21 protein-coding genes and 2 pseudogenes are annotated in these 24,466 nt (G+C 65.5%); 12 read left to right on the top strand and 11 right to left on the bottom strand.

Annotated features, from left to right (window positions below; translation table 11 throughout):
* Nucleotides 1-79: 79 nt before the first annotated feature.
* Nucleotides 80-2,611: an ATP-dependent helicase HrpB gene (hrpB, locus tag GCU53_RS17375; protein WP_152388705.1), complete on the top strand. Its 2,532-nt coding sequence runs from the start codon at nucleotides 80-82 to the stop codon at nucleotides 2,609-2,611.
* 31 nt (nucleotides 2,612-2,642) lie between these two features.
* Here hrpB and GCU53_RS17380 read toward each other — a convergent pair whose 3' ends face one another.
* Together GCU53_RS17380 and GCU53_RS26195 are read right to left on the bottom strand one after the other, a co-directional pair.
* On the bottom strand, nucleotides 2,643-3,686 hold the full coding sequence (locus GCU53_RS17380; protein WP_152388706.1) for a M48 family metallopeptidase: 1,044 nt from the start codon (nucleotides 3,684-3,686) through the stop codon (nucleotides 2,643-2,645).
* Nucleotides 3,687-3,688: 2 nt separating this feature from the next.
* Nucleotides 3,689-5,212: a YjgN family protein gene (locus GCU53_RS26195; RefSeq protein WP_152388707.1), complete on the bottom strand. Its 1,524-nt coding sequence runs from the start codon at nucleotides 5,210-5,212 to the stop codon at nucleotides 3,689-3,691.
* A 177-nt stretch (nucleotides 5,213-5,389) separates the two neighbouring features.
* Here GCU53_RS26195 and GCU53_RS26200 point away from each other — a divergent pair.
* The 3 genes and pseudogenes from GCU53_RS26200 to GCU53_RS17400 all read left to right on the top strand — a co-directional run.
* Nucleotides 5,390-5,557, top strand: a pseudogene (locus GCU53_RS26200) (ATP-dependent helicase C-terminal domain-containing protein); the annotation flags it as partial.
* 66 nt (nucleotides 5,558-5,623) lie between these two features.
* Nucleotides 5,624-6,379, top strand: a complete 756-nt coding sequence (locus GCU53_RS17395) for an SDR family oxidoreductase (protein ID WP_152388709.1) — start codon at nucleotides 5,624-5,626, stop codon at nucleotides 6,377-6,379.
* Nucleotides 6,380-6,651: 272 nt separating this feature from the next.
* The gene (locus GCU53_RS17400; protein ID WP_152388710.1) at nucleotides 6,652-7,980 is read left to right on the top strand and encodes a DEAD/DEAH box helicase; all 1,329 of its coding nucleotides are present in this window, start codon (nucleotides 6,652-6,654) and stop codon (nucleotides 7,978-7,980) included.
* Between the two features lie 161 nt (nucleotides 7,981-8,141).
* On the opposite strand, the pseudogene GCU53_RS17405 reads toward GCU53_RS17400, so the two are convergent.
* Nucleotides 8,142-9,237: pseudogene (locus GCU53_RS17405) on the bottom strand (transposase).
* A 488-nt stretch (nucleotides 9,238-9,725) separates the two neighbouring features.
* On the opposite strand from GCU53_RS17405, the gene GCU53_RS17410 reads away from it, so the two are divergent.
* Nucleotides 9,726-11,009, top strand: coding sequence for an ATP citrate lyase citrate-binding domain-containing protein (locus GCU53_RS17410; RefSeq protein ID WP_152388711.1), 1,284 nt, complete (start codon nucleotides 9,726-9,728; stop codon nucleotides 11,007-11,009).
* Nucleotides 11,010-11,019: 10 nt separating this feature from the next.
* Complete coding sequence (locus GCU53_RS17415; protein WP_152388712.1) at nucleotides 11,020-13,722, top strand: CoA-binding protein; 2,703 nt, start codon at nucleotides 11,020-11,022, stop codon at nucleotides 13,720-13,722.
* A 407-nt stretch (nucleotides 13,723-14,129) separates the two neighbouring features.
* Here the strand turns inward: GCU53_RS17415 and GCU53_RS17420 are convergent, their stop codons facing one another.
* The 4 genes from GCU53_RS17420 to GCU53_RS17435 are packed head-to-tail and all read right to left on the bottom strand — an operon-like array spanning nucleotide 14,130 to nucleotide 17,708.
* Nucleotides 14,130-15,167: an IS630 family transposase gene (locus tag GCU53_RS17420; protein WP_152386499.1), complete on the bottom strand. Its 1,038-nt coding sequence runs from the start codon at nucleotides 15,165-15,167 to the stop codon at nucleotides 14,130-14,132.
* 37 nt (nucleotides 15,168-15,204) lie between these two features.
* On the bottom strand, nucleotides 15,205-16,440 hold the full coding sequence (locus GCU53_RS17425) for a TIGR03862 family flavoprotein (protein WP_152388713.1): 1,236 nt from the start codon (nucleotides 16,438-16,440) through the stop codon (nucleotides 15,205-15,207).
* Nucleotides 16,441-16,495: 55 nt separating this feature from the next.
* Entirely contained in the window at nucleotides 16,496-17,416 is a 921-nt protein-coding gene (locus GCU53_RS17430) for a histone deacetylase family protein (protein ID WP_152388714.1), read from the bottom strand.
* Nucleotides 17,417-17,471: 55 nt separating this feature from the next.
* Nucleotides 17,472-17,708, bottom strand: coding sequence for a hypothetical protein (locus tag GCU53_RS17435; protein ID WP_152388715.1), 237 nt, complete (start codon nucleotides 17,706-17,708; stop codon nucleotides 17,472-17,474).
* A gap of 168 nt (nucleotides 17,709-17,876) precedes the next feature.
* Between GCU53_RS17435 and bfr the strand changes: the two genes are divergently transcribed.
* Complete coding sequence (bfr, locus tag GCU53_RS17440) at nucleotides 17,877-18,341, top strand: bacterioferritin (protein ID WP_152388716.1); 465 nt, start codon at nucleotides 17,877-17,879, stop codon at nucleotides 18,339-18,341.
* 47 nt (nucleotides 18,342-18,388) lie between these two features.
* Here bfr and cueR read toward each other — a convergent pair whose 3' ends face one another.
* Nucleotides 18,389-18,805, bottom strand: coding sequence for a Cu(I)-responsive transcriptional regulator (gene cueR / locus GCU53_RS17445; RefSeq protein ID WP_152388717.1), 417 nt, complete (start codon nucleotides 18,803-18,805; stop codon nucleotides 18,389-18,391).
* A gap of 118 nt (nucleotides 18,806-18,923) precedes the next feature.
* Between cueR and GCU53_RS17450 the strand changes: the two genes are divergently transcribed.
* Nucleotides 18,924-19,121, top strand: coding sequence for a heavy-metal-associated domain-containing protein (locus tag GCU53_RS17450; RefSeq protein ID WP_152388718.1), 198 nt, complete (start codon nucleotides 18,924-18,926; stop codon nucleotides 19,119-19,121).
* Nucleotides 19,122-19,160: 39 nt separating this feature from the next.
* Here the strand turns inward: GCU53_RS17450 and GCU53_RS17455 are convergent, their stop codons facing one another.
* Nucleotides 19,161-19,799 (bottom strand): TetR family transcriptional regulator, encoded by a 639-nt coding sequence (locus tag GCU53_RS17455; protein ID WP_152388719.1) that lies wholly within the window; start codon nucleotides 19,797-19,799, stop codon nucleotides 19,161-19,163.
* A 283-nt stretch (nucleotides 19,800-20,082) separates the two neighbouring features.
* Between GCU53_RS17455 and GCU53_RS17460 the strand changes: the two genes are divergently transcribed.
* Nucleotides 20,083-21,261 carry a multidrug effflux MFS transporter gene (locus GCU53_RS17460; protein ID WP_152388720.1) on the top strand — a complete coding sequence of 393 codons (1,179 nt, stop codon included), beginning with the start codon at nucleotides 20,083-20,085 and terminating at the stop codon, nucleotides 21,259-21,261.
* 9 nt (nucleotides 21,262-21,270) lie between these two features.
* On the opposite strand, the gene GCU53_RS25555 is transcribed toward GCU53_RS17460, so the two are convergent.
* Nucleotides 21,271-21,435: a hypothetical protein gene (locus GCU53_RS25555; protein ID WP_167520084.1), complete on the bottom strand. Its 165-nt coding sequence runs from the start codon at nucleotides 21,433-21,435 to the stop codon at nucleotides 21,271-21,273.
* 138 nt (nucleotides 21,436-21,573) lie between these two features.
* Between GCU53_RS25555 and GCU53_RS17465 the strand changes: the two genes are divergently transcribed.
* Both GCU53_RS17465 and GCU53_RS17470 read left to right on the top strand, forming a co-directional pair.
* Entirely contained in the window at nucleotides 21,574-21,840 is a 267-nt protein-coding gene (locus GCU53_RS17465; RefSeq protein WP_152388721.1) for a PepSY domain-containing protein, read from the top strand.
* 3 nt (nucleotides 21,841-21,843) lie between these two features.
* On the top strand, nucleotides 21,844-22,371 hold the full coding sequence (locus GCU53_RS17470) for a cytochrome b/b6 domain-containing protein (protein ID WP_152388722.1): 528 nt from the start codon (nucleotides 21,844-21,846) through the stop codon (nucleotides 22,369-22,371).
* A 325-nt stretch (nucleotides 22,372-22,696) separates the two neighbouring features.
* Here the strand turns inward: GCU53_RS17470 and GCU53_RS17475 are convergent, their stop codons facing one another.
* Nucleotides 22,697-23,467: a phytanoyl-CoA dioxygenase family protein gene (locus GCU53_RS17475; RefSeq protein WP_152388723.1), complete on the bottom strand. Its 771-nt coding sequence runs from the start codon at nucleotides 23,465-23,467 to the stop codon at nucleotides 22,697-22,699.
* 99 nt (nucleotides 23,468-23,566) lie between these two features.
* Here GCU53_RS17475 and GCU53_RS17480 point away from each other — a divergent pair, with 99 nt between their 5' ends.
* Nucleotides 23,567-24,430, top strand: coding sequence for an alpha/beta hydrolase (locus tag GCU53_RS17480; protein WP_208845301.1), 864 nt, complete (start codon nucleotides 23,567-23,569; stop codon nucleotides 24,428-24,430).
* The last annotated feature ends 36 nt before the right edge of the window (nucleotides 24,431-24,466 follow it).

The raw sequence follows: 24,466 nt of genomic DNA on the forward strand, positions 1-24,466 counted from the left end.
AACTATACCAAGGCCCCCGTGACAGGCGTCCACTGGCGGCGCTCGGCCCTATAATCGGCGGCCTGCCGTGGAGTGCCCGATGAACCCGCTACCCATAGACGCCATCCTGCCCGCCCTGCGCGAAGCCCTGTCCCTGTGCCACGAAGCCGTGCTCGAGGCCCCGCCCGGCGCCGGCAAGACCACCCGTGTGCCCTTGGCCCTGCTCGACGAGCCCTGGCTCCAAGGGCAGCGCATCCTGATGCTCGAGCCGCGCCGGCTGGCCGCGCGAGCGGCGGCCGAGCGCCTGGCCGCCGAACTGGGCGAGCAGGTCGGCGAGACGGTCGGCTACCGCATCCGCCTGGACAGCCGGGTCGGCCCGCGCACGCGCATCGAGGTGGTCACCGAGGGCATCCTCACCCGCCGCCTGCAGGACGACCCGGCGCTGGAGGGCGTCGGCCTGGTGATCTTCGACGAGTTCCACGAGCGCAGCCTGGACGCCGACCTGGCCCTGGCGCTGACCCTGAACGGCCGTGCCCTGCTGCGCGACACGCCGCTTCGGGTGCTGCCGATGTCCGCCACCCTGGAGGGCGAACGGCTCGCCGCGCTGCTGGACGGTGCGCCGGTGGTGCGCAGCGAGGGGCGCATGTTTCCGGTGGAGATCCGCTGGGGACGGCCGTACCAGCCCGGCGAGCGCATCGAGCCGCGGGTGCTCGCCACGGTGCTGCAGGCGCTCGACGAGGAGGGCGGCAGCCTGCTGGTGTTCCTCCCCGGCCAGGCGGAGATCCGCCGCCTCCACGAGCAGCTGTCCGAGGCGCTGGCCGGGCGCACCGACATCCTGCTCTGCCCGCTGCACGGCGAGCTGGACCTGGCCGCCCAGCGCGCCGCCATCGAGCCGGCGCCGGCCGGCACGCGCAAGGTCGTGCTGGCCACCAACATCGCCGAGACCAGCCTGACCATCGACGGCGTGCGCGTGGTGGTCGACGCGGGACTGGCGCGGGTGCCGCGCTTCGATCCCGGCAGCGGCATGACCCGCCTGGACACCCAGCGCATCTCGCGCGCCTCGGCGACCCAGCGCGCCGGGCGCGCCGGGCGCCTGGAGCCGGGCGTCTGCTACCGGCTGTGGTCGCAGGCCCAGCACGAGCAGCTGGCCGCCCACGACAGCGCGGAGATCCTGGCGGCCGATCTCGCCGGGCTTGCCCTGCAGCTGGCGCGCTGGGGCGTCACGCCTGCCGAACTCGCCTGGCTCGATGCACCGCCTTTGGCCGCCTACGCCCAGGCCCGCGAGTTGCTGGCGCGGCTCGGCGCGCTCAATCCCAACGGCAGCCTGAGCGCCCATGGCCAGGCCATGGCGATGCTGCCGGCGCACCCGCGCATCGCGCACCTTTTGCTGCGCGGCCAGGCGCTGGGGCTCGGCGCGCTGGCTTGCGACGTCGCCGCGCTGCTCGGCGAGCGCGACATCCTGCGCGGCGCCGGCGCCGACCTGCACAGCCGCCTGGCGCTGCTCGGCGGCGCGGCGCGGGTCGGGCGCGGCGCCCAGCGGGGTGCCGCCCAGGGCGGCGTGCAGCGCGCCCGTCAACTGGCCCGCCAATATCGCGGGCTGTTGCCGAAGGGCGCGCAGGAGGCGGTCGCCGATCCCGAACACCCGCGCTGGCTGGGGGCGCTGCTGGCCTTCGCCTACCCGGACCGCATCGCCTGCCAGCGGCGTCCCGACGGCGGCGAGTACCGCCTGGCCAACGGCCGCGCCGCGCTGTTCGCCGAGCCCGATGCGCTGATGAAGCACGCCTGGCTGGTGGTCGCCGAGCTGGGCAGCCGCCAGGGCCAGCGCGAGGAGCGCATCTACCTGGCCGCCGACCTCGACCCGGCGCTGTTCGAGACAGTGCTCGCCGAGCAGGTGACGGTGCGCGACGAGCTGGACTGGGACGAACGCGAGGGCGTGCTGCGCGCCGAGCGCCAGCGGCGGATCGGCGAGCTGGTGCTGGAGCGCCAGGCACTGCCGGGGCTCGACGAGGCGGCGCGCAGCCGGGCGCTGGTCGGCCTGGTGCGGCGCAAGGGCCTGGAACTGCTGCCCTGGACACCCGAGCTGCGCCAGTGGCAGGCGCGGGTGGTGCTGCTGCGCCGCCTCGATCTGGCGGAAAAGGGCGCGAGCGACTGGCCGGACCTGTCCGACGCGGCCCTGCTGGCGAGCCTTGAGGACTGGCTGGCGCCGTACCTCGGTCAGGTCTCGCGGCTCAGCCATTTCGCCGCCCTGGACTTGCCCGGCATCCTCAAGGGCCTGTTGCCCTGGCCGTTGCCGCAGCGTCTCGACGAGCTGGCGCCGTCCACCGTCGCCGTGCCGTCCGGCTCGCGCATCCGTCTCGACTACGCCGAAGAGCCGCCGGTGCTCGCCGTGCGCCTGCAGGAACTGTTCGGCCTGGCGCAGACGCCGCGCATCGCCGGCGGACGGCTGGCGGTCAAGCTGCACCTGTTGTCGCCGGCGCGCCGGCCGGTGCAGGTCACCCAGGACCTGGCGAGCTTCTGGGCCAACACCTACGCCGAGGTGAAAAAGGATCTCAAGGGCCGCTATCCCAAGCACTACTGGCCGGACGACCCGCTGATCGCCGAACCCACCGCGCGGGCCAGGCCGCGGCAGTAGCCCCGGTCTGCCGCCGGCGTCGAAGACATGCTCAGCGGGCATCGAGCCGCCGCAGCCGCTCGGCGGTGGGGGGATGCGTCGACAGATAGTCCTGCCAGCCTCCGGCGGGGCTTTCGCAGTCGCCGTGGCGGACACAGTCGCGGGAGTTCTCCAGTCGCGACAGCATGACGCCGAGGTGGCTGGTGTCGATGCCGTGGCGGGCGAGCAGCTCGGCGCCGTAGCGGTCGGCCTCGTGCTCGAAGGCGCGCGAATAGCCCAGCTGGGTGAGCAGTACCGGAATCGCCGCCACCGCCGAAGACACCGAGGATACATCGCCGGTCACCGCCATCGCCGCCAGGCCGAGCGCCGAAGCCTGCAGCACCTGGCGCAGGGCATGGCGACGCTCGATATGGCCGATTTCGTGGGCGAGCACCGCCATCAGCTCTTCGTCGCGCTCGGCCAGTCGCACCAGCTGATCGGTGAACACGATGGTGCCGGACGGCAGCGCCAGCGCATTTGCCCCCAGGCTGCGGGCCGCGTCGCGGAACTCGATCTGCAGCGGTTGGGTGGCGGCAGACGCCAGCAGAGCGGCAAAGCGCGCCCGCAGGCGCGCCTGTTCGGCGACGGCCAGGGTGCTCGGCGCGAGCAACCGGCTGTCGAGCAGTTCGAGCGCACCATCGCCGATCTGGCGATTGAGTTCGGGCGGCAGCGAAAACGCCGTGACTTCCGCCAGCATCGGGATGCCGTAGCGCACCGCGCCCCAGACGAAGACCACCGTCACCACCAGACCGAGCAGCACATGGCGCAGGCTGGACTCCAGCCGGTGGAGGAGCCCGTGGCGGGGGCGCAACGGCGCCAGCAACCGGTCGACGCCATCGTTGTCGGCCGTCTCGAAGCTCCCGCCGTCGGGAAAGCGCAGGAAGCGCGGGGTGCTGCCGAGGCGCGAACTGACCGTCAGCTGCGCCAGCGCCAGCGGCCCTGCCAGCACCACGCCGTCGGCGCATACGCTGATGCGTCCGTCGGCCAACGTCAGCCGCGCCGACTGCGGGCGCGAGTTCGCGCCGCTGAACCAGATGCCGATGATCGACGCAGCCATGATCAGATGCCGAAGTCCACGTCGAAGAGATCGCCGACCTCGCCAGCGGTGGCGGAGACGTCCTTCTGCCGCGCCGCCACGAAGCCGTCGAGATCGTCTTCGGCCACCAGCGCGACGTGCTCGGCGGCGTAGCGGGCGTTGCGCACCTTGGCCCATGGGTAGAAGAGGCCCAGGGTGAGCACCATGCCGAGCAGGTTCACCGCCATCAGTCGGGCATAGCTGCCGAGCGCGTAGCGGGCCTCGAAGCCGTTGCCGGCCAACAGGGTGTGACCGTAGCGCAGGTTGGCGAACTTGACGCTGAACCAGGCGAAGGCGGCGAGATAGGCCAGCGCCATCGCCGGCACGCTGAGCGGTGCGAAGAGGGAGCCGAGGAGCATGCCCGCGATGCCGCCGCCGATGAGGATTGCCAGCGCGCCGAGAAACATTCCGTAGAAGACCTTGACCCCGGCGCCGAACTCGAAGCGGCAGGTGCCGTAGCGGCTGTTGCCGATGATGAAGCACTGCTGCCTGTGGAAGGCCATCGGCATCAGCAGGCCGAGCGTCAGCACGCCCAGCAGCGGCCACAGCAGGAAGACCATCGCCGCCTCGCCCACCTTGCCCTCGAAGCCGAAGCGCACGCCCCGCCAGGCGCTGTTGAGGTTACGGAAGCTCAGGCCCTTGACCATGATCCACGGCAGCGCCACGAGAAAGGCCAGCATCAGCCCCAGGCTGAGGAAGGGCGAGACGAGGTCCGCGCCGGAATAGAGCATCAGGCACACGAAGGCGATGATACGGCCCTTGAGAATCTTCAACGGATCGCCGAGATAGTCGAAGCTGCTGCCGTCCAGCACGGTGTTGCCGTAGAAATAGCGCTGGGTGCGTACCTTGGCCCAGGCGGAATACACCCCCAGGGTAACGATGGTGAGCAGCAGGTTGACGATCCAGATGCGGAAGAACTCGAAGCCGTTGCCATGGAACTCGAAGGGCACGGAGCGCGGCTCGGCCTGGCGCGCCGCAGCAGGACGCACCGTGGCGCCGGCTGGCGCCGCCTCGGGACGTGGCCGTGCGGTCACCATGGCTTGGCCGGGGAGGGCGACGCCGTCCGCCGCTGCGGGGGCCGCCGGAACTGCCGCTGCCCCCGGCGCATGGCGTGCGACGGGCGCGGGCCGGACGCTCTTGGCGGAAGCGCCGCTGTCCAGCGGTTCGCGAGCCTGCGGCACCGCCAGCCGCGCCGCCCCAGTGGCTGCAGGCTGCGTCGGAGCGGCCGCGATCGGCGGAACCGGTGTGGGTGCCGACGGCAGCCGCTGCGGCGCGGCCGCTGCCTCCAGCCTGACCTGCGCGCCGATGCTTTCCAGCCTGAGGCGGTAGCGATCCGCCACGTCTCGACTCAGGCCCTTCTTGAGCACCACCCTGGGCTGCGAGAAAAGCAGCTCCAGCTTGTCCGCTCCCAGGCCGAACATCCGACCGAAGCCTTCCTTGACCTGCTCCCGGCTGTATCCATCGAGGATCTCGCCGCGGAATACCACCGCATACCCTGCTTCCGACATCGACGCCTCCCTACGGCCCCGCATTTCTCGATCGATTTCCGCCGGTGTCCCTTGCCTGCCCGCGACCTGACGCGGGTTTCGACCGGCTCTCGCGGGCATGATAGGGGCAGTTGCACTACACCAACTGCCGCGACGCACGGCCGGTGTGACAGCCGTCGCACTCCGGCCCGGGCGATGCCGGCCTTGTGCAAACGCCATGCATCGCCGGCGCAGCACGTGGCGGGCTTTCGGACCAGCACCCGTGCCGAGGTCAGGATGAGCCTCAAGAGGCGCTATCCCCGGCACTACTGGCCGGACGATCCGCTGATCGCCGAACCGACCGCCCGGGCCAGGCCGCGGCGGTAGTCCCCGTCTGCCGAGCTATGCTGGAAGGTCTTGGCGGGAACGCTCTCGCCACTCCAGGGAGACGGCATGCATCGCAAGGTCTTTGCCAGCAGGGTATTCGAGCGTCAGGTGGCGCTGATCAGCGGCGGCTGCTCCGGCGTCGGCCGGGCACTGGCGGTGCGCCTGGCGCAGGCCGGCGCACACCTGGCGCTGCTCGACCTCGACGCATTGGCGCTGGACAGCCTGGTCGAGCATCTGGCCGACCACCACAACACCGAGGCGCTCGGCCTGCCCTGCGACGTGACCGACGCGCAGGCGGTGGAGCGCGCCGTGGCGCTGGTCGGCGAACGCTTCGGCGGCATCGATCTGCTGGCCTGCTGCGCCGCCGCCCGCCAGCGGGGTGCCGTCCTCGACAGCGGGCCGGAGGTGTTCCGGCAGGTCATGGAGGTCAACTTCTTCGGCGCCCTGCATTGTGCCCGGGCGGCGCTGCCCAGCCTGCTCGCGCGGCGCGGGCAGATCGTCGTGGCTGGCGCATTGCAGGCCTTCAGCTCGCCGCAGGTCGGCCACGCTGCCGAGGCCGCCAGCCGGCAGGCCCTGCTCGGGCTGTTCGAAACGCTGCGCCTGGAGGTGGCGCCGGACGGGGTCAACGTGATGCTGGTCTGCCCCGGCCATGCCGGCGATCCGCAGTGCGACGGCCTGCCCGCCGACGAGGCGGCGAACCGGCCGCCCACGGCCCAGGACATCGCCGAGGCGATCTTCCAGGGGGCGCTGCGCCGCCGTCATCTGCTGGTGCTGTCCGGCCGCGACTGGCGCGCCCGGTTGCTGGCGCGGCTTGCGCAATAGCCGCCGCCGGCCTGGTGGGCCGGGCTGGAAGGTGGGGGTGAGGTGGGGGAGGGCTTGTCGGCGGCAGCGGGACAGGATATGAACATGCCCGCCCGGCACGACTCCGATCGCCGAAGCCGGCCTTCGAACTCCGGCACGGGCCGTGGAATAATCGCTTCGTTTCGTCGTCAGCTGTCCTTTTCGTCCGGCGCCGCCTCGCTTGTTGTCCACTTTTCGAGCAACCCTGCAAATTTTGCGGGTAAAATGGCGCCTTTACATATTGGTGGCCTGTCATGACCTTTGCCTCTCTCGGCCTGATCGAGCCTCTTTTGCGGACTTTGCCCGTACTCGGTTACATCCTGCCCACGCCGGTGCAGCGCCAGGCGATTCCCGCGCTGCTCGCCGGTCGCGACCTGCTGGTGGCGGCGCAGACCGGCAGCGGCAAGACTGCCGGCTTCGCCCTGCCGGTGCTGCAGCGGCTGACCCTCGAGGGCCCGCCGGTGGCTGCCAATTCGGTGCGCGCGCTGGTGCTGGTACCGACCCGCGAGCTGGCCGAGCAGGTCCACGGCAGCATCCGCGCCTGCGGCATGGAGCTGCCACTGCGCACCGCCGTGGCCTACGGCGGGGTGAGCATCAACCCGCAGATGATGATGCTGCGTCCGGGCCTCGACGTGCTGGTGGCCACGCCCGGCCGCCTGCTCGACCTGTACCGGCAGAACGCCGTGCGCTTCGACCGGCTGCAGATCCTCGTGCTCGACGAGGCCGACCGCATGCTCGACCTGGGCTTCGCCCGCGAGCTGGACGAGCTGTTCGCCCTGCTGCCCAGGCAGCGCCAGACCCTGCTGTGCTCGGCCACCTTCTCCGAGGAGATCCGCCAGATCGCCACCGGCCTGCTGCGCGATCCGCTGACCATCGAGATCAGCGCGCCCAACTCGGCGGCGCCGAGCGTCGACCAGTGGATGATCCCGGTGGACAAGAAGCTCAAGGTCGAGCTGTTCCTGCACCTGCTGGAGCGCGAGCGCTGGGAGCAGGTGCTGGTCTTCTCGCGCACCCGCAAGGGCGTCGAGCGGCTGGCCGAGGAGCTGCAGCAGCGCGGCTACCGGGCCGGTGCGATCCACGGCGACCTGCCGCAGCCGGCGCGCCTGCGCGCCCTGGAGCAGTTCAAGGCCGGCGAGCTGCAGGTGCTGGTGGCCACCGACGTGGCTTCCCGCGGACTGGACATCCAGGGGCTGCCGCTGGTGGTCAACCTCGATCTGCCGGTTGCCCCCGAATACTACGTGCACCGCATCGGCCGCACCGGCCGCGCCGGCGCCAGCGGCGAGGCGATCTCGCTGGTCTGCGCCGACGAGGTCGAACAGCTGGCCGCCATCGAGGCGCTGATCCGCCAGCTGCTGCCGCGCCGCGAGGAGCCTGACTTCAGCCCCGAGCATCGGGTACCGGAAACCGCCCTGGGCGGGGCGATCCTGAAGAAGCCGAAGAAGCCCAAGCAGAAGCCGATCCCCGGCGCGGCCGGCAACAGCCGCATCCATCTCGGCAACCTGCTCGACGACAAGGCCCGGCCGGCAGTGGAGGCGGTGCGCCAGATGCCCAATCTGAGCGCGCCGCCGGGCAAGAAGAAGTAGCCCTAGAGCCTGTGCGCCGGTGTTCGTGCATGCTGAACGTGGTCTGCGGGTTGACTTGTCGCATCGGGGGCTCGACTTTTGGACTTGCCCTTATCAAACCGGACACCGCAACCCCGTTAAGTTGATGTTGCGGTCATCCGCCTGAATTCCCGAGGCGAGCGCTAGTTCAGGGCGCTGTGCGGATGCTCTTCGTTGTAATGCTGGAAGGCAATCTCTAGGTTGCGCAGTGCCGTCAGGCAGTCCGGTCTGGGCATGTGGGCGATGTAGTCGCGCTTCATCGTTTTCACGAAGCTTTCCGCCATGCCGTTGCTCTGCGGGCTGCAGACCGGCGTGGTCAGCGGCAGCAAGCCAATCTCCCGGGCGAAGGCCCGGGTCTGCTCGGCGGTGTAGGCCGAGCCGTTGTCGCTCAACCATTGGATCGGTGCGGGCGGCAACGTCTGGCCGAAGCGCCTCTCGACGGCCTCGAGCATGACATCGCGAACATCGTCACCGCTGTAGCCGTGGGGGCTGGCCACCCAACTGATGGCTTCCCGGTCGCAGCAATCCAGGGCGAAGGTCACGCGCAGGCGATCGCCATCGTCGCAGCGAAATTCGAAGCCATCCGAGCACCAGCGGGTGTTGCTCGTCTCGACCGCCACGCGACCGTCATGACGGCGCGCGACGCCTGGCTTCTTACAGCGCCGCTCCAGCAGCAACCTGTGGTCACGCATCACCCGGCGGTAGCCGTAACTGGGCAAGTCAGAAACTGTGCCCCTGATCCGTTCTACCAACGCCGCATCGTCGATCGTACGCCGACGTCGAAGCTTCAGTTTTTCAGGTGCCTGCTTGATTCGAGCCGTCAGTTGCGAGCGCGACACACCGAGACTTTCGCTGAGCAGCTTCACTGGTCGTCCCCTCGCTGGGCTCCCCCGGCAATAAGGGTGAGTGCGCAATCCATTTTCGCGAGCGCGCGATCTCCACAGCTTCCCTGAGAGCTTCGGCTTTCATGGTTTTCTTGCCCAGCATCCGCTGCAGCTCGCGGATCTGCTTCATCGCGTCGGCCAGCTCCGAGGCGGGCACCACGGCTTCGCCGACACTGACTGCCGACAGGCTGCCGTCCTGGTAAAGCTTGCGCCAATGGAACAGCTGGTTGGGATTGATGCCGTTATGCCTGGCCACCACCGAGACGCTTTGTCCCGGCTCCAGGCTCTCGCGAACCATGGCGAGCTTCTCCTCGACGCTCCAGCGGCGACGCCGCTCCTGGCCGAGCACTTCGATGTGTCTGTCTTTGCTGGTAGTCATAAACACAACCGTTTGCCTATCCCTTTATGGTGAGGGGGAAACGGTGTCCGGTATTTCAGGGGGGCGTTCAGGTGGAGAGTCGATAAGGAGGTGCTGAAAGGTTCATGAAAGTTATGGCGACTACCATGAAGCTCCTGAGCCTCAACATGCGCCTTGGTTCCTCTTGCGCATACTGAACGTAATGCTACTGGCTCATAAAAATGGATGATTTATTGATATGAAATATATTTTCTATTTTTGCTTGCGTAAGATTTATTAGAAAATCAGTAGGTTGGTGAGCTTATGGCGCAGTGGGGTGGTGCCTTTGGTGGTATTAGGATTTTGCCGCTGCTATAGCGTTTTCTTATGCTTGCAAGCGTGTAGGGTCTAATTCAGATTGAAAAAGGCAGGTTCACCAAAAGACTAGTGCCTGCGCGTTAAAGGGTGCCGCTATCGATTGTTCAACAAGGATGTGAGGGACTGAAATGCAAATTACCGGCATGCTTCATGGGGCAAGATTGCTAGAGCTCGTTGGTTTTCCAGCAGCTGAGGTGTTGGGGCCTGACGCCACCGAGCAAGACATCAAGTCGATGCTGGACCGGCATGGTCAGATATTTATTAAACCTGTGTTTAAAGGTGGTGTTGGTAAAAAAGGAAAGGCAGGCCTTGTTGGGAAAGCCAAAGATCTCAAGAGTGTGTTGCTGGAAAAAGAGCGCCTTTATTTTGCGTGCCATGAGAGTGGGTGTCAGCAAGTAAAGGCCAATGGTGTTACGTTTGAGGCTGGAGTTCCGGCTGAGCATGAGATCTACTTTTCTATAACAGATTCCACCCGATTTCGGGCGCCCGCCATGACGCTGACTCACCTGGGTGGGGTAGATATTGAGGACGTAGATAAAGAGAATGTCGCTGTAATTCCCTTCGATCCGCTTACTGGACTCAAGGCGTTCGTCGTTGCTAATGCACTGACGAGCATTGGTGCACCCAAAGAAGTTATCTCCCCCCTGGTGCAACAGCTCCCGAAACTTTGGGAGCTGTTTCATGGCTTTGGCATGACGACATTGGAGCTGAATCCAATCCGTATGCGGATAGATCGTAACGGACGATTGTCGCCTGTCGCCTGTGATTTTAAATGTAGCTTTGATCGTGATGACCCTCGCTGGATGCGCTTGGGCATACCACCTCAGGTCTTCGCGGCTGATTATTCTGACTTCGAGCAGGAAATCAATTCTCTTCGTACGCACCAAGGGCAGAGTGATGTATATGTAATTAATGCCAATGGAACTGTTCTTGCGCCTACCTTTGGCGGCGGTGCCAATTCGCTGGTTACCGAGATGTTGGGGGACGATGCGATTATTTCCACTGATTTTGGTGGTAATCCGCCATATTCCAAGATGAAGGAAGTGGCCCGCATTTGCTTCAATCACTGGCTGGCACAGGCAAATGTGCTGTTCATTATAGGTGGGAAGTCCAATAATACCGATATCTACGAGACTTTCCGGGCAATGGCTGACGCCTTGCGCGAGTACTTTAGTGAGCATGGGCCTACGCCGCTTTACGTTGTGCTGGGGCGTGGTGGGCCGAATCTGGTCCGAGGTATGGGGGCGTTACGCGATACCTGTGATGCATTGGGGTTGCCTTATCGATTTTTTGGCTTCGACTCGGATATCAGCGAAGTCATTCAGTATGCGAAGAAAGCTGATCTCTGGATGAAGTCGGGTGGACGTGGCCAAGTGGCGCGTCGACTTGGTCTCCCTGCCTGTGAGGTGTGAGGACGATTTCATGAATAATCGTAAAAAACCTTCTGTCGGCAGCTTCAAGTATCACGTCGGTATTTCATCTCTCAGCGAGATCGCCACGCGGGAAGATAGAGTATGTGTGTTGAATATCTTGGGAGGGGAGTCGAGCGTCGTCACACCGATCAGCCATACGTACTCGGGCGGTAACGTCGTATTCGGTACGGCGCCAGGCAAGGCTGGACAGGTATTGTCCACGCCGAGAGGCGACATTCCCGTTTATAACAGTGTCCTCGAGGGCCTGGAAGCGGGCCATCATTTCAATTGTGGGGTAGTTTATCTGCCGCCTTTGGCGGCGCGGGATGGCGTTGCTGAACTGATAAGGGTGAATCCGGATCTCCGCAAGATCTTCATCATCACCGAAAAAATATCAGCACACGACGCCCGTGAAATTCGCGCCATGGGGCAGCAACATGGCGTCGACATCTTTGGCGCAAATTGCTTGGGTGTGGCTGACTCCTGGAGCCAGGTCCGCATCGGGGGGGCATTGGGCGGCGACAATCCGGCTGACGCACTCCGACCTGGCTCCATCGCCATTTTCTCGAACTCCGGAGGATTTTCCACCACCATCACCCAGTATCTACGCATGGCGGGCTGGGGAACCTCCACGGTGATATCCAGTGGCAAGGATGTCTACATCCAGTATGCCGCACCGGAGTTCGCATATGCCTTGGGCAACGACGAGCGCAGTAAAGCTGCCGTCCTGTATTGCGAGCCAGGGGGTTACTACGAGTTTGATGCCGATTTCACCAAGCCGGTGGTGGCCTGCGTGGTGGGCCGGTGGAAAAGCAAGCTGACTCGCGCAGTTGGACATGCTGGGGCTATGGCGGGTGGAAGCGATGATGCGATCGCTAAAGAGCGCTGGTTCATGGAGCGTTTTGGTGTGGACGGTGTGTTCACTCCTGACGATCCACACTTTTCCTCCAAGGGAGCGCTAGTAACCAACATTGCTCATATTCCCGCGGCACTTACGGCAGTAATGAAGGCCAATGGAGTCCGACCAGATTTCGAGCCCGAGGGGAGTCTGGCGCTTAAAGCGTGGTTTGGATCTGATCAGGGTATAAGTCTTCATCCTGAACTCATGGTGCCTGTCGTCGAGGCCGTATCACCCTACAATGAGCAAATAACACAACTTAACAAACAAATCGGTATCGTGTTCCCCCGCCAAACTCTCAAGGACGCGTCAGGCGCATCTCACATGGATCCACTGAGCCAAGTGAGCAGCTTGTACGGCGTTTCTATGCTTCAAGCTGCCCAGCAGCCTTTGGAGAGCAATGTTTGCCTTGCGCTGATACGTGAAAGTGGAGGCGCACGGGAGCAGCAATTGATCAATGCTGCTGTTGCATCTTTTGTAAATCTTTATGGAACTCCGGAATTGGCTGCTGCGCAAGCAAGCCGAGATGCAGGGAATGCCCCTAATGCCGTATTGGCAGCAGCGTTGGGAATTATTGGGCCACGCAGGCAAGAACGTGCCCGATCTGCTGTTTCACTCCTGATTGACTGCCTGGCGGATGCCTGCCTCACTGATCCGTTCGATAGGAATTTCGAGATCCTTGGTATCGACCAGGCTCGCGTTAAGGAACTACTGACAGAGCAGTTGGATCGTCGCGCCGAAGAATTGATGGTCGGGCTTGAAGAGCGCGGAGTGATGCCTGTTGCAATTCAATGGTTGAAAGGTCTAGGGCATCCTTCTTATGACGCAGTGCTGGCAGCGATTACTACCTCATTGGCGTGGGGGGCGTTGATGCGCAAACGCATCTCTAGAATAACGGTCGAAAATCTGCCTTGGTGGATCCAGTTATTTGGGGTACTTATCGGAGCAAGCGCTGACGCGTCACAACATCAGGAGCACGAATTCTGCGGTGTTAGCAACAGATCCTTGCTTAGAGACCGTTCACTTATCGAGATCGCTTACCTGGCGCTTTTGAACCGTGTTCCGAGTCCTGCGGATCTCTTTGCATTTCAGACGCTGACTGGGTTATTGCTTACTAATGGCCCCGGTTCAATTTCTGCGCAGGGTGCAAAAGGTGCAGTGTCGGCTGACGGCCCAGAGATTCCCCAGCGTGTGCAGCTGAACAAGGCACTGATCGGCTTTCTCTCTCATTGCGGCTATACCCATGGAGGTAATGGTTACGAAGGCATCGCCTTCCTGGTCGATCAATTCCGAGAGAGCGGGCTGACCGATCCCGGGGCTAAAGAATCCCAGGTCAATGTGAAGGCACTGGCAGCTCAGGCAGTGAAGCGGTATGCCTCCTATAAAATCAAGTGCAAAAGTGTCGGAATAGAAGTTGCCAGAGTGCCAGGTGTGAATCATCCGGTGTTCAAGGGCAAGCCGGTCAATTACGATCCTCGAGAAGTATTCATGGCGGACCTCTTTGAAAGTCGGGGAGAAATCAATATATTCCACGACTTCTATCGAGAGTTGGTGCAGGCTCTGTACGAGGCCGGGGTAACTCGTGATGTGTACTGTGTGAATGTAGATGCCGTTATCGCTGCTCTTCTGCTGAAAATGGTATGGCAGCCCATGGCGCGTGGCGAAATCAATGAACAAGAGCTTGAGACTGCAGCGTTCACGATTTTCCTTTATCCACGCATGCTCGGCTGCGCTGCGGAAATTGATGACCATATAAATCGAGGGAAAAACATGGATACTAGAACGCCTGCAAGCCGCTGCAGTTTCGTTGTATAGATATTGAAGGGTGGTTGGTAAAATTTTACTCCCTGAGGTGAAAGGGATTTAAAGTATCAAGCTTCAGGTGGCCTTTTCGGTTACGGCCACCTGAAGCTTTATGCTTTAAAGGGGCGAAATCTTACTGATCTTGACGCACCAAAGGTGCCATCCGAGAGCGTGGTGGGCGATTTCTAAGTTGATTGAGGAAGACAGTGACGGAAAAGTATGACGTGTCGTTTGAGCGAGAGTGTCAGACGGTCTCTGCGGTACTCCGAGCATATATTTGAGCAGACCACCGGATGATCCAGTGGTAACGTGTTCATCACCTGCGCAGAGGGTAACTGAGGATTTAGGCCTTCGTATAGAAAAATCCATAATGCGGTCACGATCACTACATTATTAATCCGGCAATCCAATACCCCAAATCATGCCGCATAGGCTATTTTGGGGTGCCTGAAGTACGAGCGAATTCGCTCGGGCTTTGATTGCAGGCGGCGCATGACCGAACGAACACGTCCTTCCAGAGCCTCCCGGCTTCTCGCGCTCGGCCCGCTGCGCACCTGCTGCTTGAGGTCGCCATTGAGGTACTCGTCCGGGTTGAGCTCCGGGGCGTACGCAGGCAGAAAGAACACCTCGATCCGCTCTCGTCGCTCGCCCAGCCAGGCTTTCACTGTCTTGCAGTGATGCACGCGCAGGTTGTCCAGGATCAGGAACACCTTGCGCCCTTGGGTGTCCCGGATCAGCCGCCCCAGGAAGCGGATCAACACAGTCGCCGTCATGGTTTCCCGGTACAGCATGAAGCGCAGCTTGCCCCGGTTGGTCACCGTCGAAATCATGTTCGTGGCAAAGCGGCTTCCACTGACCTCGCGTACCGGCGTTCGCCCTGTCGGGGCGTAGCTGCGCCCCGCGTGGCTATCGCTGCGCAAGCCGGTTTCATCGCCCCAGTGAATCTCGCCGCTCTCGGCCTTGGCACGCTGTTCGATCTTCGGGTACTCGGTCTTCAACCAGCGCTGTATCGCCTCGGGCTGCTGCTGATAGGCGCGCTTCAACGGCCGCTGCGGGGTATAGCCCCAACGCTTGAGGTATTCGCCGACCGTCCGGATCGGCATCTGAAAACCACAGTGCAGGGCGATCAGGGCCTGTACCGCCTCCCGAGTCCAGAGCGCGAAAGCGAGCTTCAGCTGGTCTGGCATGGTATCGAGCAGCAACGTGCGAATCAGCGCCTCCTGCTCCGGGCTGAGGCTGCGGCGCTCTCCTGGCAGTGACCCGCGCTGGCCACCCTCGATGGCAGCCGCCTTGCCCTGGCGCTGCGCCACCTCAACCCAGTGCGCCACGGTGCGCAGATGAACGCCAACGGCTTCGCCGATGGCTCGGTAGGTATACCCCTGCTCGCGCATGCGAAGGGCGATGGCGCGTTTTTCGCGCTGTTCCAGGGGGCTGAGGCTTCGGGCGTCACGGGTCATCGGGAAAATGCTGATTATGCCCTATTTTATTGCCGGATTAATAGCGAGTTTCCAGCCAGCGCAGCAGCCCATGGGCCGCGGCGCGGCCGCTGGCGAAGCAGGCGGTCAGCAGGTAGCCGCCGGTGGGTGCCTCCCAGTCGAGCATCTCGCCGGCGCAGAAGGTGCCCGGCGCCGCGCGCAGCATCAGGTTTTCGTCCAGTACCTCGAAGGGCACGCCGCCGGCGCTGCTGATCGCCTCGTCGAGCGGGCGCGGGCGCACCAGCTCGAGGGGCAGTGCCTTGATCAGCGTGGCCAGCCGTTCCGGCTCGGCGAAGGCCTCGGCTGGCGCCAGCTCGCGCAGCAGGGCGGCCTTGACCCCGTCGAGACCCAGCTGGCCTTGCAGGTGCCTGGCCATGGAGCGCGAGCCGCGCGGCTTGCTCAGGGCGGCGAATACCCTGGCCGGTGCGTGCCGTGGCAGCAGGTCGACGAAGACGGTGGCGCTGCCTGCATGCTCGATCCGCTCGCGGACCGCCGCCGACAGCGCATAGATGAGGCTGCCCTCGACGCCGCTGGCGGTCAGCACGAATTCGCCGTGACGCGCCGGCTGTCCGTCCAGGGCCAGGGCGACGTTCTTCAGCGGCGCGCCGGCGAAGCGTTCGCGCAGGCGTGCACTCCAGCCAGCCACGTCGAAGCCGCAGTTGGACGGGCGCAGCGGCGCGACCGGTACCCCGCGCGCCGCCAGCAGCGGCACCCAGGCGCCGTCCGAGCCGAGCCGCGCCCAGCTGCCGCCGCCCAGGGCGAGCAGGCAGGCCGCGGGGCGGATGCTCTGCTCGCCTGTCGGGGTGGCCAGGCGCAGGGCGCCGCCGGCGTCCCAGCCGAGCCACTGGTGGCGGGTGTGGATGTGCACGCCGGCCTCGCGCAGGCGCCGGAGCCAGGCGCGCAGCAGTGGCGCAGCCTTCATGTCGGCGGGGAACACCCGCCCGGAGCTGCCGACGAAGGTGTCGATGCCCAGATCGTGCACCCACTGGCGCAATGCCTCGGCGTCGAAGTCCTCCAGCAGCCGGCCGACGTTCTCGCGCCGTGCGCCGTAGCGGGACAGGAAAGGCTCGCGCGCCTCCGAGTGGGTGATGTTCATCCCGCCGACCCCGGCGAGCAGGAACTTGCGCCCGACCGAGGGCATGCGTTCGTACAGCTCGACCGTGAGTCCCGCCTGACTCAGCACTTCGGCGGCCATCAGGCCGGCCGGTCCGCCACCGATGATGGCGACCGCAGGAGTGGAAAGAATGTCGGGCATGCTGGCTCCGGGGCAGGGGAGGGGGCGCGCATTCTACTCCGCCGGCGGCGCCGGTTCAGCTGAGGCCCTGCTCCCGCCAGAGGCGCGCCGCGCTGTGGTGGAGAATGCCGTGGCGCCGCGCCAGGGCGGCGCGGTCCCGGTCGTAGCCGCCGCCGATCACGCCGAGCACCGGGATCTCGCGTTCCAGGCAATGGCGCAGCACGGCGCTGTCACGGGCGGCGAGGCCGGCGTCGGTGAGTTGCAGATAGCCCAGGGCGTCGTCCTTGTGCACGTCGACCCCGGCGTCGTAGAGCACCATGTCCGGCTGGTACAGCGGCAGCAGGTAGTTCAGCGCGTCGTCGACCACCTTCAGGTAGTCGGCATCGCCCATGCCGCGCGGCAGGCCGATGTCCCAGTCGCTTTTGGCCTTGCGCGCCGGGAAGTTCTGCTCGCAGTGCAGCGACACGGTGATCGCGTCCGGGGTGTCTTCGAGGATGCGCGCGGTGCCGTCGCCCTGGTGCACATCGCAGTCGAAGATCAGCACGCGGCCGGCCCGTCCGCTCGCCAGCAGGTAGCGGGCGATCACCGCCAAATCGTTGAAAATGCAGAAGCCGGAAGGGTGGTCGTAGTGGGCGTGGTGGGTGCCGCCGGCCAGGTGGCAGGCGAGCCCGTGCTCCAGGGCCAGCTCCGCGGCCAGCAGCGAGCCGCCCACCGCCAGCACGGTGCGCCGGGCCAGCGCCGGGGTCCAGGGCAGGCCCAGGCGGCGCAGTTCCTCGCGGCTCAGCTCGCCGCTGCAGTAGCGCTCGATGTAGGCCGGAGCGTGGGCCAGGGCGAGGATGTCCGCCGGGCAGGGCTCGGGGCGGCGCAGTGCGCCGTCGGTGGTCAGGCCGCTGTCGACCAGGTGATCGTGCAGCAGGCGGAACTTCTCCATGGGAAAGCGGTGGCCATCCGGGAAGGACGGGCTGTACTCGTCGTGGTAGACCAGCGGCAGGGGCATGGCGGGATTCCGTAGCAAGGGGCCGGCCTATGATGGCGAGCCTCCATGACCGGGCTCAAGCGCGCTTGATCCGGATGTCGCTGACGCCGAGTTCTTCGGTGCGGCTTTCCAGGCTGGGCTGGGTGGGCCGCTCCCAGGGCGCGTCCTCGACGATCTCGAGGTCCGGGATGTGCTTGAGCAGGATCTGCAGGCGCGCCTGGTCCAGGGTCGGTTCGCTATAGCCTTCCATGGTCAGGGCGTCGGCCCGGCCGTTGATGCAGTACTGGACGCTGTAGTGCTCGAGTCTGGTCATGGCGTTCTCCCGGCTTGTCGCTGAAACTTTTGACCTGCAGAATCATGGGGGTTTCCCAGATTAGGCCGGCTATGCTTCCTGACAGGAGGTCGGTAAGCGGCCAGTCTTGACCATGAAGCGCTCAGGGCCGATCCTTGCGCGCTTTCTTTCAGTGAACCGGGGGTTTAAATGCAGGGGCAGGCGCAAGTCGTCGACTATTTGAAGGAACTGCTGCGCGGCGAACTGGCTGCGCGCGACCAGTACATGCTGCACTCGCGGATGTACGCCGACTGGGGGCTGAGCAAGCTCCACGAGCGTCTGGACCACGAGATGCACGAAGAGGCCCAGCATGCCGATGCGCTGCTGCAGCGCATCCTGTTCCTGCAGGGCACGCCGGACATGAGCCCCGAACCGATCAATCCGGGGCAGACCGTGCCGGAAATGCTGCGCAACGACCTGGCGCTCGAATACCACGTGCGCGATGCGCTGGCCAAGGGCATCGCGCTCTGCGAGCAGCTCGGCGACTACGTCACCCGCAACATTCTCCAGGCGCAGCTCAACGATACCGAGGAAGACCATGCCTACTGGCTGGAGCAGCAGCTCGGCCTGATCGACCGCATCGGCCTGCAGAACTACCTGCAGTCGCAGATGTGAATGCCGCTCCGGCCGCTGGCCGGAGCTTCCCTTCGCAGGGCCTGTCGTCAGGACAGGCTCTGGCCCTTGCAGCAGCCGCCCGATTCCAGCTCCCTGAGGATCGGGCAGTCCGGGCGCTCGTCGCCCCGGCAGTGCTCCACCAGTTCCTGAAGCGTGTCGCGCAGGCTGGCGAGTTCGTCGATCTTCCGTTCCAGCGTCTCGATGTGCGCACAAGCCAGGGCCTTCACCTCGGCGCTGGTGCGCTGCCGGTTCTCCCAGAGGCCGAGCAGCCGGCCGACCTCGACCAGCGAGAAGCCCAGATCCCGCGAGCGCCTGATGAAGACGAGACGCTGCAGATCGGCCTCGCTGTAGCGGCGATAACCGTTGTCGCCGCGTCCGGCCGGAGCGATCAGGCCGATGGCCTCGTAATGGCGGATCATCTTGGCGGACAGGCCGCTGCGCTTCGCTGCTTGGCCGATGTTCATCGGTACTTTTCCCCTGCTTGCTGCCGGTCCGGCGGCCCTGTCCCCGGCTCCGGGGCTTGACCTTGCCCAGGGGGCAAGCTTGACACTGTGGCCTCCCATTCTCCAGAGGAGCGTCACGATGCAGAAGTTTCAAGTGAAGGGCATGAGCTGCGGCCACTGCGTGCGCGCCGTCACCCAGGCGGTGCAGGCGCTGGACGCCGCGGCCGAGGTGCAGGTGGATCTGCCCTGCGGCGAGGTGAAGGTGGTCAGCCAGTTGCCTGCCGAGCAGGTGATGGCGGCGATCCGCGAGGAGGGCTACGAGGTGGCGCCGGCCTGAGCGGGCGCTCGCCGCGTCCGGGCACGAAGTGCACGCCCGTCAGGCGGACGCGCGCTGCTCGACGATCTGCCAGTCGCGGAGCAGGCCGCTGAACAGCGCGTCGATCATCGCCGGCGCCTCGGTCTGGGCATCGAACAGCTTGGGATCGCGCAAGCGGTCGCTGAGCATGCCGACCAGGGTGGCGTGCAGCAGGCGTGCCGCCAGGCGCGGGCTGATGCCGGGGCGCAGGCGCTCCCGCTCGCGCTCGAACTGCGCCTCGCTGAGGGCGATGAAGTGGTTGATGAACGCGGTATGGCGCTCCTGTGCATCGCTCAATTCGTCGGTGAATTCGCAACGCATCAGCAGGATCGTCAGGATGTTGCGCTCCTGCTCGTTGACGGCCAGGTCGGCCAGGATCTCCACGAGGAGATCGCGCAGGTTCTGCAGGGGGTAGGTCTCCGTCGGGGTGCTCAGCCGCTCGGCGATTTGCTCCGGCCGCGGGCGGATCTGATCGAGTATCTCGTTGAGCAGATGGCTCTTGTTCTGGAAATGCCAGTAGACCGCGCCACGGGTTACGCCGCTGGCACGGGCGACCTGCTCCAGACTGGTATGGGCCACGCCGTTGCGCAGAAACAACTGCTCGGCGGTGGCGAGGATGTTTTCGCGAGTCTTTTCGGCATCAGCCTTGGTTCGGCGCATATCGTGTTCTGAATGGTCGGCGGTGATGAGATCTGGTTATTGGTTTGGCCAGTGGCCCTGCGCATGGTCGAGAGAGTCCGTTCGGGGCTGCGGCCACAGGTTGTCGAGACATTGAGTTTACCTCCGTTTATTTGCCTGGAGCGCCCGTTTACATCCTGTTTACAAGCGCGTCTGTATATAACAGCATCGCCGTCAGCAGCCGGTGGATGCCGCTGCACCGTCCGTCTCCCGTTCTCCTCCAGGCATTCCGTGGCAGCCTTTGCCGCGCAAGGAGTTTGCCCGCTTGACTCTGCCCCTGCTGCTGATGCTCGGTGCCCTCACGGCCTTCGGTCCGCTGGCCATCGATTTCTACCTGCCCAGTTTTCCGGCCCTGGCCGTCGCCTTCGGCACCGACGTGGAGCAGGTGCAGCTGTCCCTGGCGGCCTACTTCATTGGTATGACCATTGGTCAGTTGGCCTATGGTCCGCTGGCCGACCGTCTCGGCCGGCGCCTGCCGCTGCTCTTCGGCGTCGCGCTGTTCAGTCTGGCATCGCTGGCCTGTGCCCTGGCCGGCAGCCTCGAGCAACTGATCGTGGCGCGCTTCGCCCAGGCGCTCGGCGGTTCTGCCGGCATAGTGGTGGCTCGGGCCGTAGTGCGCGATCTGTGCGATCCGCTGACCACGGCGAAGGTGTTCTCCCGCCTGATGCTGGTAATGGGGCTGGCGCCGATCCTCGCTCCCCTGGCCGGCGGCCTGCTGCTGCAGGCCTTCGGCTGGCAGTCGATCTTCCTCTGCCTGACCCTGTTCGGCGCGCTGACCGGCGTGGCGGTAGCCCTGCAGTTGCCGGAAACCCTGGCCGCCGACGCGCCGCGCCCCTCCTTCGCCGAGGGCTTCCGGCACTACTTCAGGCTGCTGCGCGACCGGGAATTCCTGACCTTCAGCCTGGCCGGCGGAGTGGCCATGGCCGGGATGTTCGCCTACATCGCCGGCTCGCCATTCCTCTTCATCGAGCTCTACGGGGTGCCGGAAGAGCACTACGGCTGGCTGTTCGGCAGCAATGCGGCAGGCTTCATCCTGGTCTCCCAGCTCAACGCCCGGGCGCTGCGCTGGCGCGGTCCGGGCTTCTGGCTGCGCCGGATGGTCTGGCTGCATGTCCTGAGTGCGCTGATCCTGCTGCTGGTGGCGCTGGCCCGGCCGGCGACCCTGTGGCCGCTGCTGCCGCCGCTGTTCGTCTGCATCGCCAGCCTCGGGGCGATCATGCCCAATGCCGCGGCCTGTGCCCTGGCGACGCAGGGCAGTCAGGCGGGCAGTGCCTCGGCACTGCTGGGCAGCCTGCAGTTCTGCGTGGCGGCGCTGGCCTCGGCCCTGGTCGGCGCGCTGCACGACGGCAGCGCCCTGCCCATGGCCCAGGTCATCGTCCTGTGCGCGCTGGCCGCGGCGGGACTCGCCTGGTACAGCGGTCAGCTGGATACCCGGCGGAGTTGAGTCTGTCGTTCAGTGCTCGCTCCGCGGCCAGGAGGGCAGTGCCTTCAGGCGGTTCTCCTGGCGGCTGGCGAACCGGCGTGCCTCGCGCTCGTTGCGAAACGACACCGCGAACCTGCCCGGTCGCACTGCCCAGCGCTCCCGGGAACTGGCGATCGGTCGAACGATGATGTGCATGGCCTTCTCCTGTGCTGTCGCCGAGCGGTGGATCGGCACTGGCCGCGATGGCCAAGGCGATCGGCTATCGTTAAGGCTGCGTTAAGCCGGCAGGCGCAGAGTCGTGCCGGTATCCCCCCCACACACGAGGTTGTAACCATGCGCAAAATCGTTCTGCTGAGCCTTGCCCTGGCCAGTCCGCTGGCTTTCGCCGGCCCCCAGTGCACCGAGGCCGACAAGGCCCAGTGGCAGGATCAGGAGAAATTTCAGGAGCAGCTCAAGGCCCAGGGCTACGAGATCAGCAAGTTCAAGGTCACCGACGGCAACTGCTACGAGATCTATGGTCACGACAAGGACAAGCGCAAGGTCGAGATCTACTTCGATCCGGTGAGCGGCAGGGCGGTCAAGGAAGAGATCGAGGACTGAGCCGTGAGCGCCGAAACCCTGCGCCTCTGGGATCCGCTGGTGCGCCTGTTCCACTGGTCGCTGGCCGGCGTGTTCGTCGCCAACTACTTCTTCACCGAAGAGGGCGAGTTCTGGCACGTCTGGCTGGGCTACTACGCGCTGGCCTGGATTCCCGTCCGGGTGCTGTGGGGCTTCGTCGGCTCGCCGGCGGCGCGCTGGGCGGACTTCTGGCCGACCCGAGCGCGCCTGGCCGGGCACCTGCAGGCCTTGAGGAGCGGGCGCCCGTACCACCGGCTCGGCCATGCGCCGCTGGGCGCGCTGGTGATGATCCTGATGATGGCCTGCATCTTCGGCCTCGGCGTGAGCGGCTTCCTGATGCAGGAAGTCGACTACTTCTGGGGCTCGGATGCGGTCGAGGCGGTGCACGAATCGCTGGCCAACGGCCTGCTCGTGCTGGTCTGCCTGCACGTGGCGGCGGCCCTGCTGGAAAGCGTCCGCCTGCACGAGAACCTGCCCCTGTCGATGATCACCGGCCGACGGCGCAAGCTGTAGCGAAGCGTCCCCCGGGGCGGATTGGCGATTTTTTGCTCAGCACGCTGCAGCCCGCGCCGTCCCGGCATCTGGCCCGTCCATCCCGAGTTTATCCACAGCCTTTTCCCCGCCATTTGTTGAGAAACGCAGCTTGCGCGTCGGCAAAGACGCCCGGCGGCCAGTCGCCTGTGGACGGGCGGGAAGGCCAGGTCGTGGCGAGGCGGTTGGACAAAAACTGTACGAGTCGCCTGCAGGCCAGGCCCTGCGCGGCTGCCAGCCAGGTATCCCGATGTTATCCACAGTTGCGCCCACAGTCTTTGTGAGTAAAAGAGCGGTGGCGGCGTCCTCAGTCGTATTCCGCCGGTTCGTGGTCGCCCAGCAGGCGCCGCTGGCGCGCCGTGCAGGCGGCCAGCACTGCCGGGTTGAAGCGCCAGTGCAGATAGGGCGAGAACTTCTGCGCCACCATCCGCCTGCCGTAGTGCACCTGTAGCAGGTAGCGCGTCCGCTCGGCCGTGCGGTTGCGGCTGCCGGCATGCCAGAGCTCGCTGCGAAAGAACAGCACGTCGCCGGCCCGGCACAGCACCGGCTCGGGCACCCGGCCCTGCCACTGGCTTTCGTCCGGGCGGGGCGGGCGGCCGGCGCGGTGGCTGCCGGGAATGACCAGGGTCGGACAGAGGTCCTCGTCGATCTCGTCGAGGTAGAGATGCGCCGTGCAGATCTGCATGGGCAGGTGGAAGGCCGGATCGGCGAGCAGGGCCGGCGGCAGCTCCATGACCAGGTAGTCGAGGTGCAGGTCGGCGCCGATGAAGCCGGGATGGCAGCGCCAGGCGGTCTGGCCGATCAGGTGGCAGTCGGCGCCGAGCGCGGCCTCGGCCAGTTCGATCACCTCCGGCAGGTCGAGGTAGGGCAGCCACAGGGGCGAGCGGTTGAACACACACTTGTAGTGGTCGACCAGCCCGGTGTAGTCCCAGTGCTCGGGCTCCAGGCGGTCGATGGCCGCACGCAGCGTGGCGATCTGCCCGGCATCCAGCACGCCGGGCAGCAGCGCGAAGCCCTCCTCGTGCAGCGCCTGCAGGTGCCGGGCGGTCAGTTCCGGGGAAATGGCGTCGTGGGACATGGCTTTTCCTCCGCGCATTCGCTTCAGTCTAGGGCCGCCGGCGCGGGGCCGGCATCCGCTATGCTGCGGCTCCTGCATCCTGGCCGCCGAGGACCGTCCATGAGCCTGCACTGCGAAGAGGTTCGCCTCAATCTGCCCCATATCGAGCTGGCCGCCCACCTCTACGGGCCGGAGGACGGCCTGCCGGTGCTGGCCCTGCATGGCTGGCTGGACAATGCCATGAGCTTCTCCCGCCTGGCGCCGCACCTGGCGGGACTGCGCATCGTCGCCCTGGACTTCGCCGGCCACGGGCATTCCGCCCACCGACCGGCCGGCCTGGGCTACAGCCACTGGGAGCATGCCTGCGACGTGCTGCAGGTCGCCGAGCAGTTCGGCTGGCAGCGCTTTTCCCTGCTCGGCCACTCCATGGGTGCCATCGTCGCCGTGCTGCTGGCCGGTGCGCTGCCGGAGCGGATCGAGCGGCTGGCGCTGATCGACGGCGGCATGCCGATCACCCGCGAGGCCGCACAGGCTCCGCTGCAGCTCGGCGATGCCCTGCGCGGGCACCTGGCGTTGGCCGGCAAGCGCAAGCCGGTCTACGAGAGCATCGAGCGGGCGGTGCAGGCCCGCCTGCACGGGATGGCCGCGCTGAGCCGCGAGGCTGCCGAGCGGCTCGCCGAGCGTGGCCTGATGCCGGTGCCCGGCGGCTACACCTGGCGCGCCGATAGCCGCCTGCGCCTGCCCCATGCGCTGCGTCTGGACCCGGCCCAGGCCGAGGCGTTCTTCCGCGCCGTGCGCTGTCCGGTGAGTCTGGTGCTGGCCCGCGAGGGGCTGCTGGCCGGCCGGCCAGCACTGGCGGCGCTGCTGAAGCAGCTATCCTTCGAGGTGCACGAGCTGCCCGGCGGGCATCATCTGCATCTGGACGACGAGGCCGGCGCCCAGTCGGTAGCAGACTGTTTCAAAGCCTTGTTCCATATGCCTTGACTTGCCGGGGACAGCTCGGGAGAGTGGCCACAACCC

Origin of the sequence: Azotobacter salinestris, assembly GCF_009363155.1 — a bacterium.
In the GTDB taxonomy this organism is placed as follows: Bacteria; Pseudomonadota; Gammaproteobacteria; order Pseudomonadales; family Pseudomonadaceae; genus Azotobacter; species Azotobacter salinestris.

Coding starts and splice junctions, on each gene's coding strand:
- hrpB (WP_152388705.1), top strand. CDS start 80: ATGAACCCGCTACCCATAGACGCCATCCTGCCCGCCCTGCGCGAAGCC.
- GCU53_RS17380 (WP_152388706.1), bottom strand. CDS start 3,686: ATGGCTGCGTCGATCATCGGCATCTGGTTCAGCGGCGCGAACTCGCGC.
- GCU53_RS26195 (WP_152388707.1), bottom strand. CDS start 5,212: ATGTCGGAAGCAGGGTATGCGGTGGTATTCCGCGGCGAGATCCTCGAT.
- GCU53_RS17395 (WP_152388709.1), top strand. CDS start 5,624: ATGCATCGCAAGGTCTTTGCCAGCAGGGTATTCGAGCGTCAGGTGGCG.
- GCU53_RS17400 (WP_152388710.1), top strand. CDS start 6,652: ATGACCTTTGCCTCTCTCGGCCTGATCGAGCCTCTTTTGCGGACTTTG.
- GCU53_RS17410 (WP_152388711.1), top strand. CDS start 9,726: ATGCAAATTACCGGCATGCTTCATGGGGCAAGATTGCTAGAGCTCGTT.
- GCU53_RS17415 (WP_152388712.1), top strand. CDS start 11,020: ATGAATAATCGTAAAAAACCTTCTGTCGGCAGCTTCAAGTATCACGTC.
- GCU53_RS17420 (WP_152386499.1), bottom strand. CDS start 15,167: ATGACCCGTGACGCCCGAAGCCTCAGCCCCCTGGAACAGCGCGAAAAA.
- GCU53_RS17425 (WP_152388713.1), bottom strand. CDS start 16,440: ATGCCCGACATTCTTTCCACTCCTGCGGTCGCCATCATCGGTGGCGGA.
- GCU53_RS17430 (WP_152388714.1), bottom strand. CDS start 17,416: ATGCCCCTGCCGCTGGTCTACCACGACGAGTACAGCCCGTCCTTCCCG.
- GCU53_RS17435 (WP_152388715.1), bottom strand. CDS start 17,708: ATGACCAGACTCGAGCACTACAGCGTCCAGTACTGCATCAACGGCCGG.
- bfr (WP_152388716.1), top strand. CDS start 17,877: ATGCAGGGGCAGGCGCAAGTCGTCGACTATTTGAAGGAACTGCTGCGC.
- cueR (WP_152388717.1), bottom strand. CDS start 18,805: ATGAACATCGGCCAAGCAGCGAAGCGCAGCGGCCTGTCCGCCAAGATG.
- GCU53_RS17450 (WP_152388718.1), top strand. CDS start 18,924: ATGCAGAAGTTTCAAGTGAAGGGCATGAGCTGCGGCCACTGCGTGCGC.
- GCU53_RS17455 (WP_152388719.1), bottom strand. CDS start 19,799: ATGCGCCGAACCAAGGCTGATGCCGAAAAGACTCGCGAAAACATCCTC.
- GCU53_RS25555 (WP_167520084.1), bottom strand. CDS start 21,435: ATGCACATCATCGTTCGACCGATCGCCAGTTCCCGGGAGCGCTGGGCA.
- GCU53_RS17465 (WP_152388721.1), top strand. CDS start 21,574: ATGCGCAAAATCGTTCTGCTGAGCCTTGCCCTGGCCAGTCCGCTGGCT.
- GCU53_RS17475 (WP_152388723.1), bottom strand. CDS start 23,467: ATGTCCCACGACGCCATTTCCCCGGAACTGACCGCCCGGCACCTGCAG.
- GCU53_RS17480 (WP_208845301.1), top strand. CDS start 23,567: ATGAGCCTGCACTGCGAAGAGGTTCGCCTCAATCTGCCCCATATCGAG.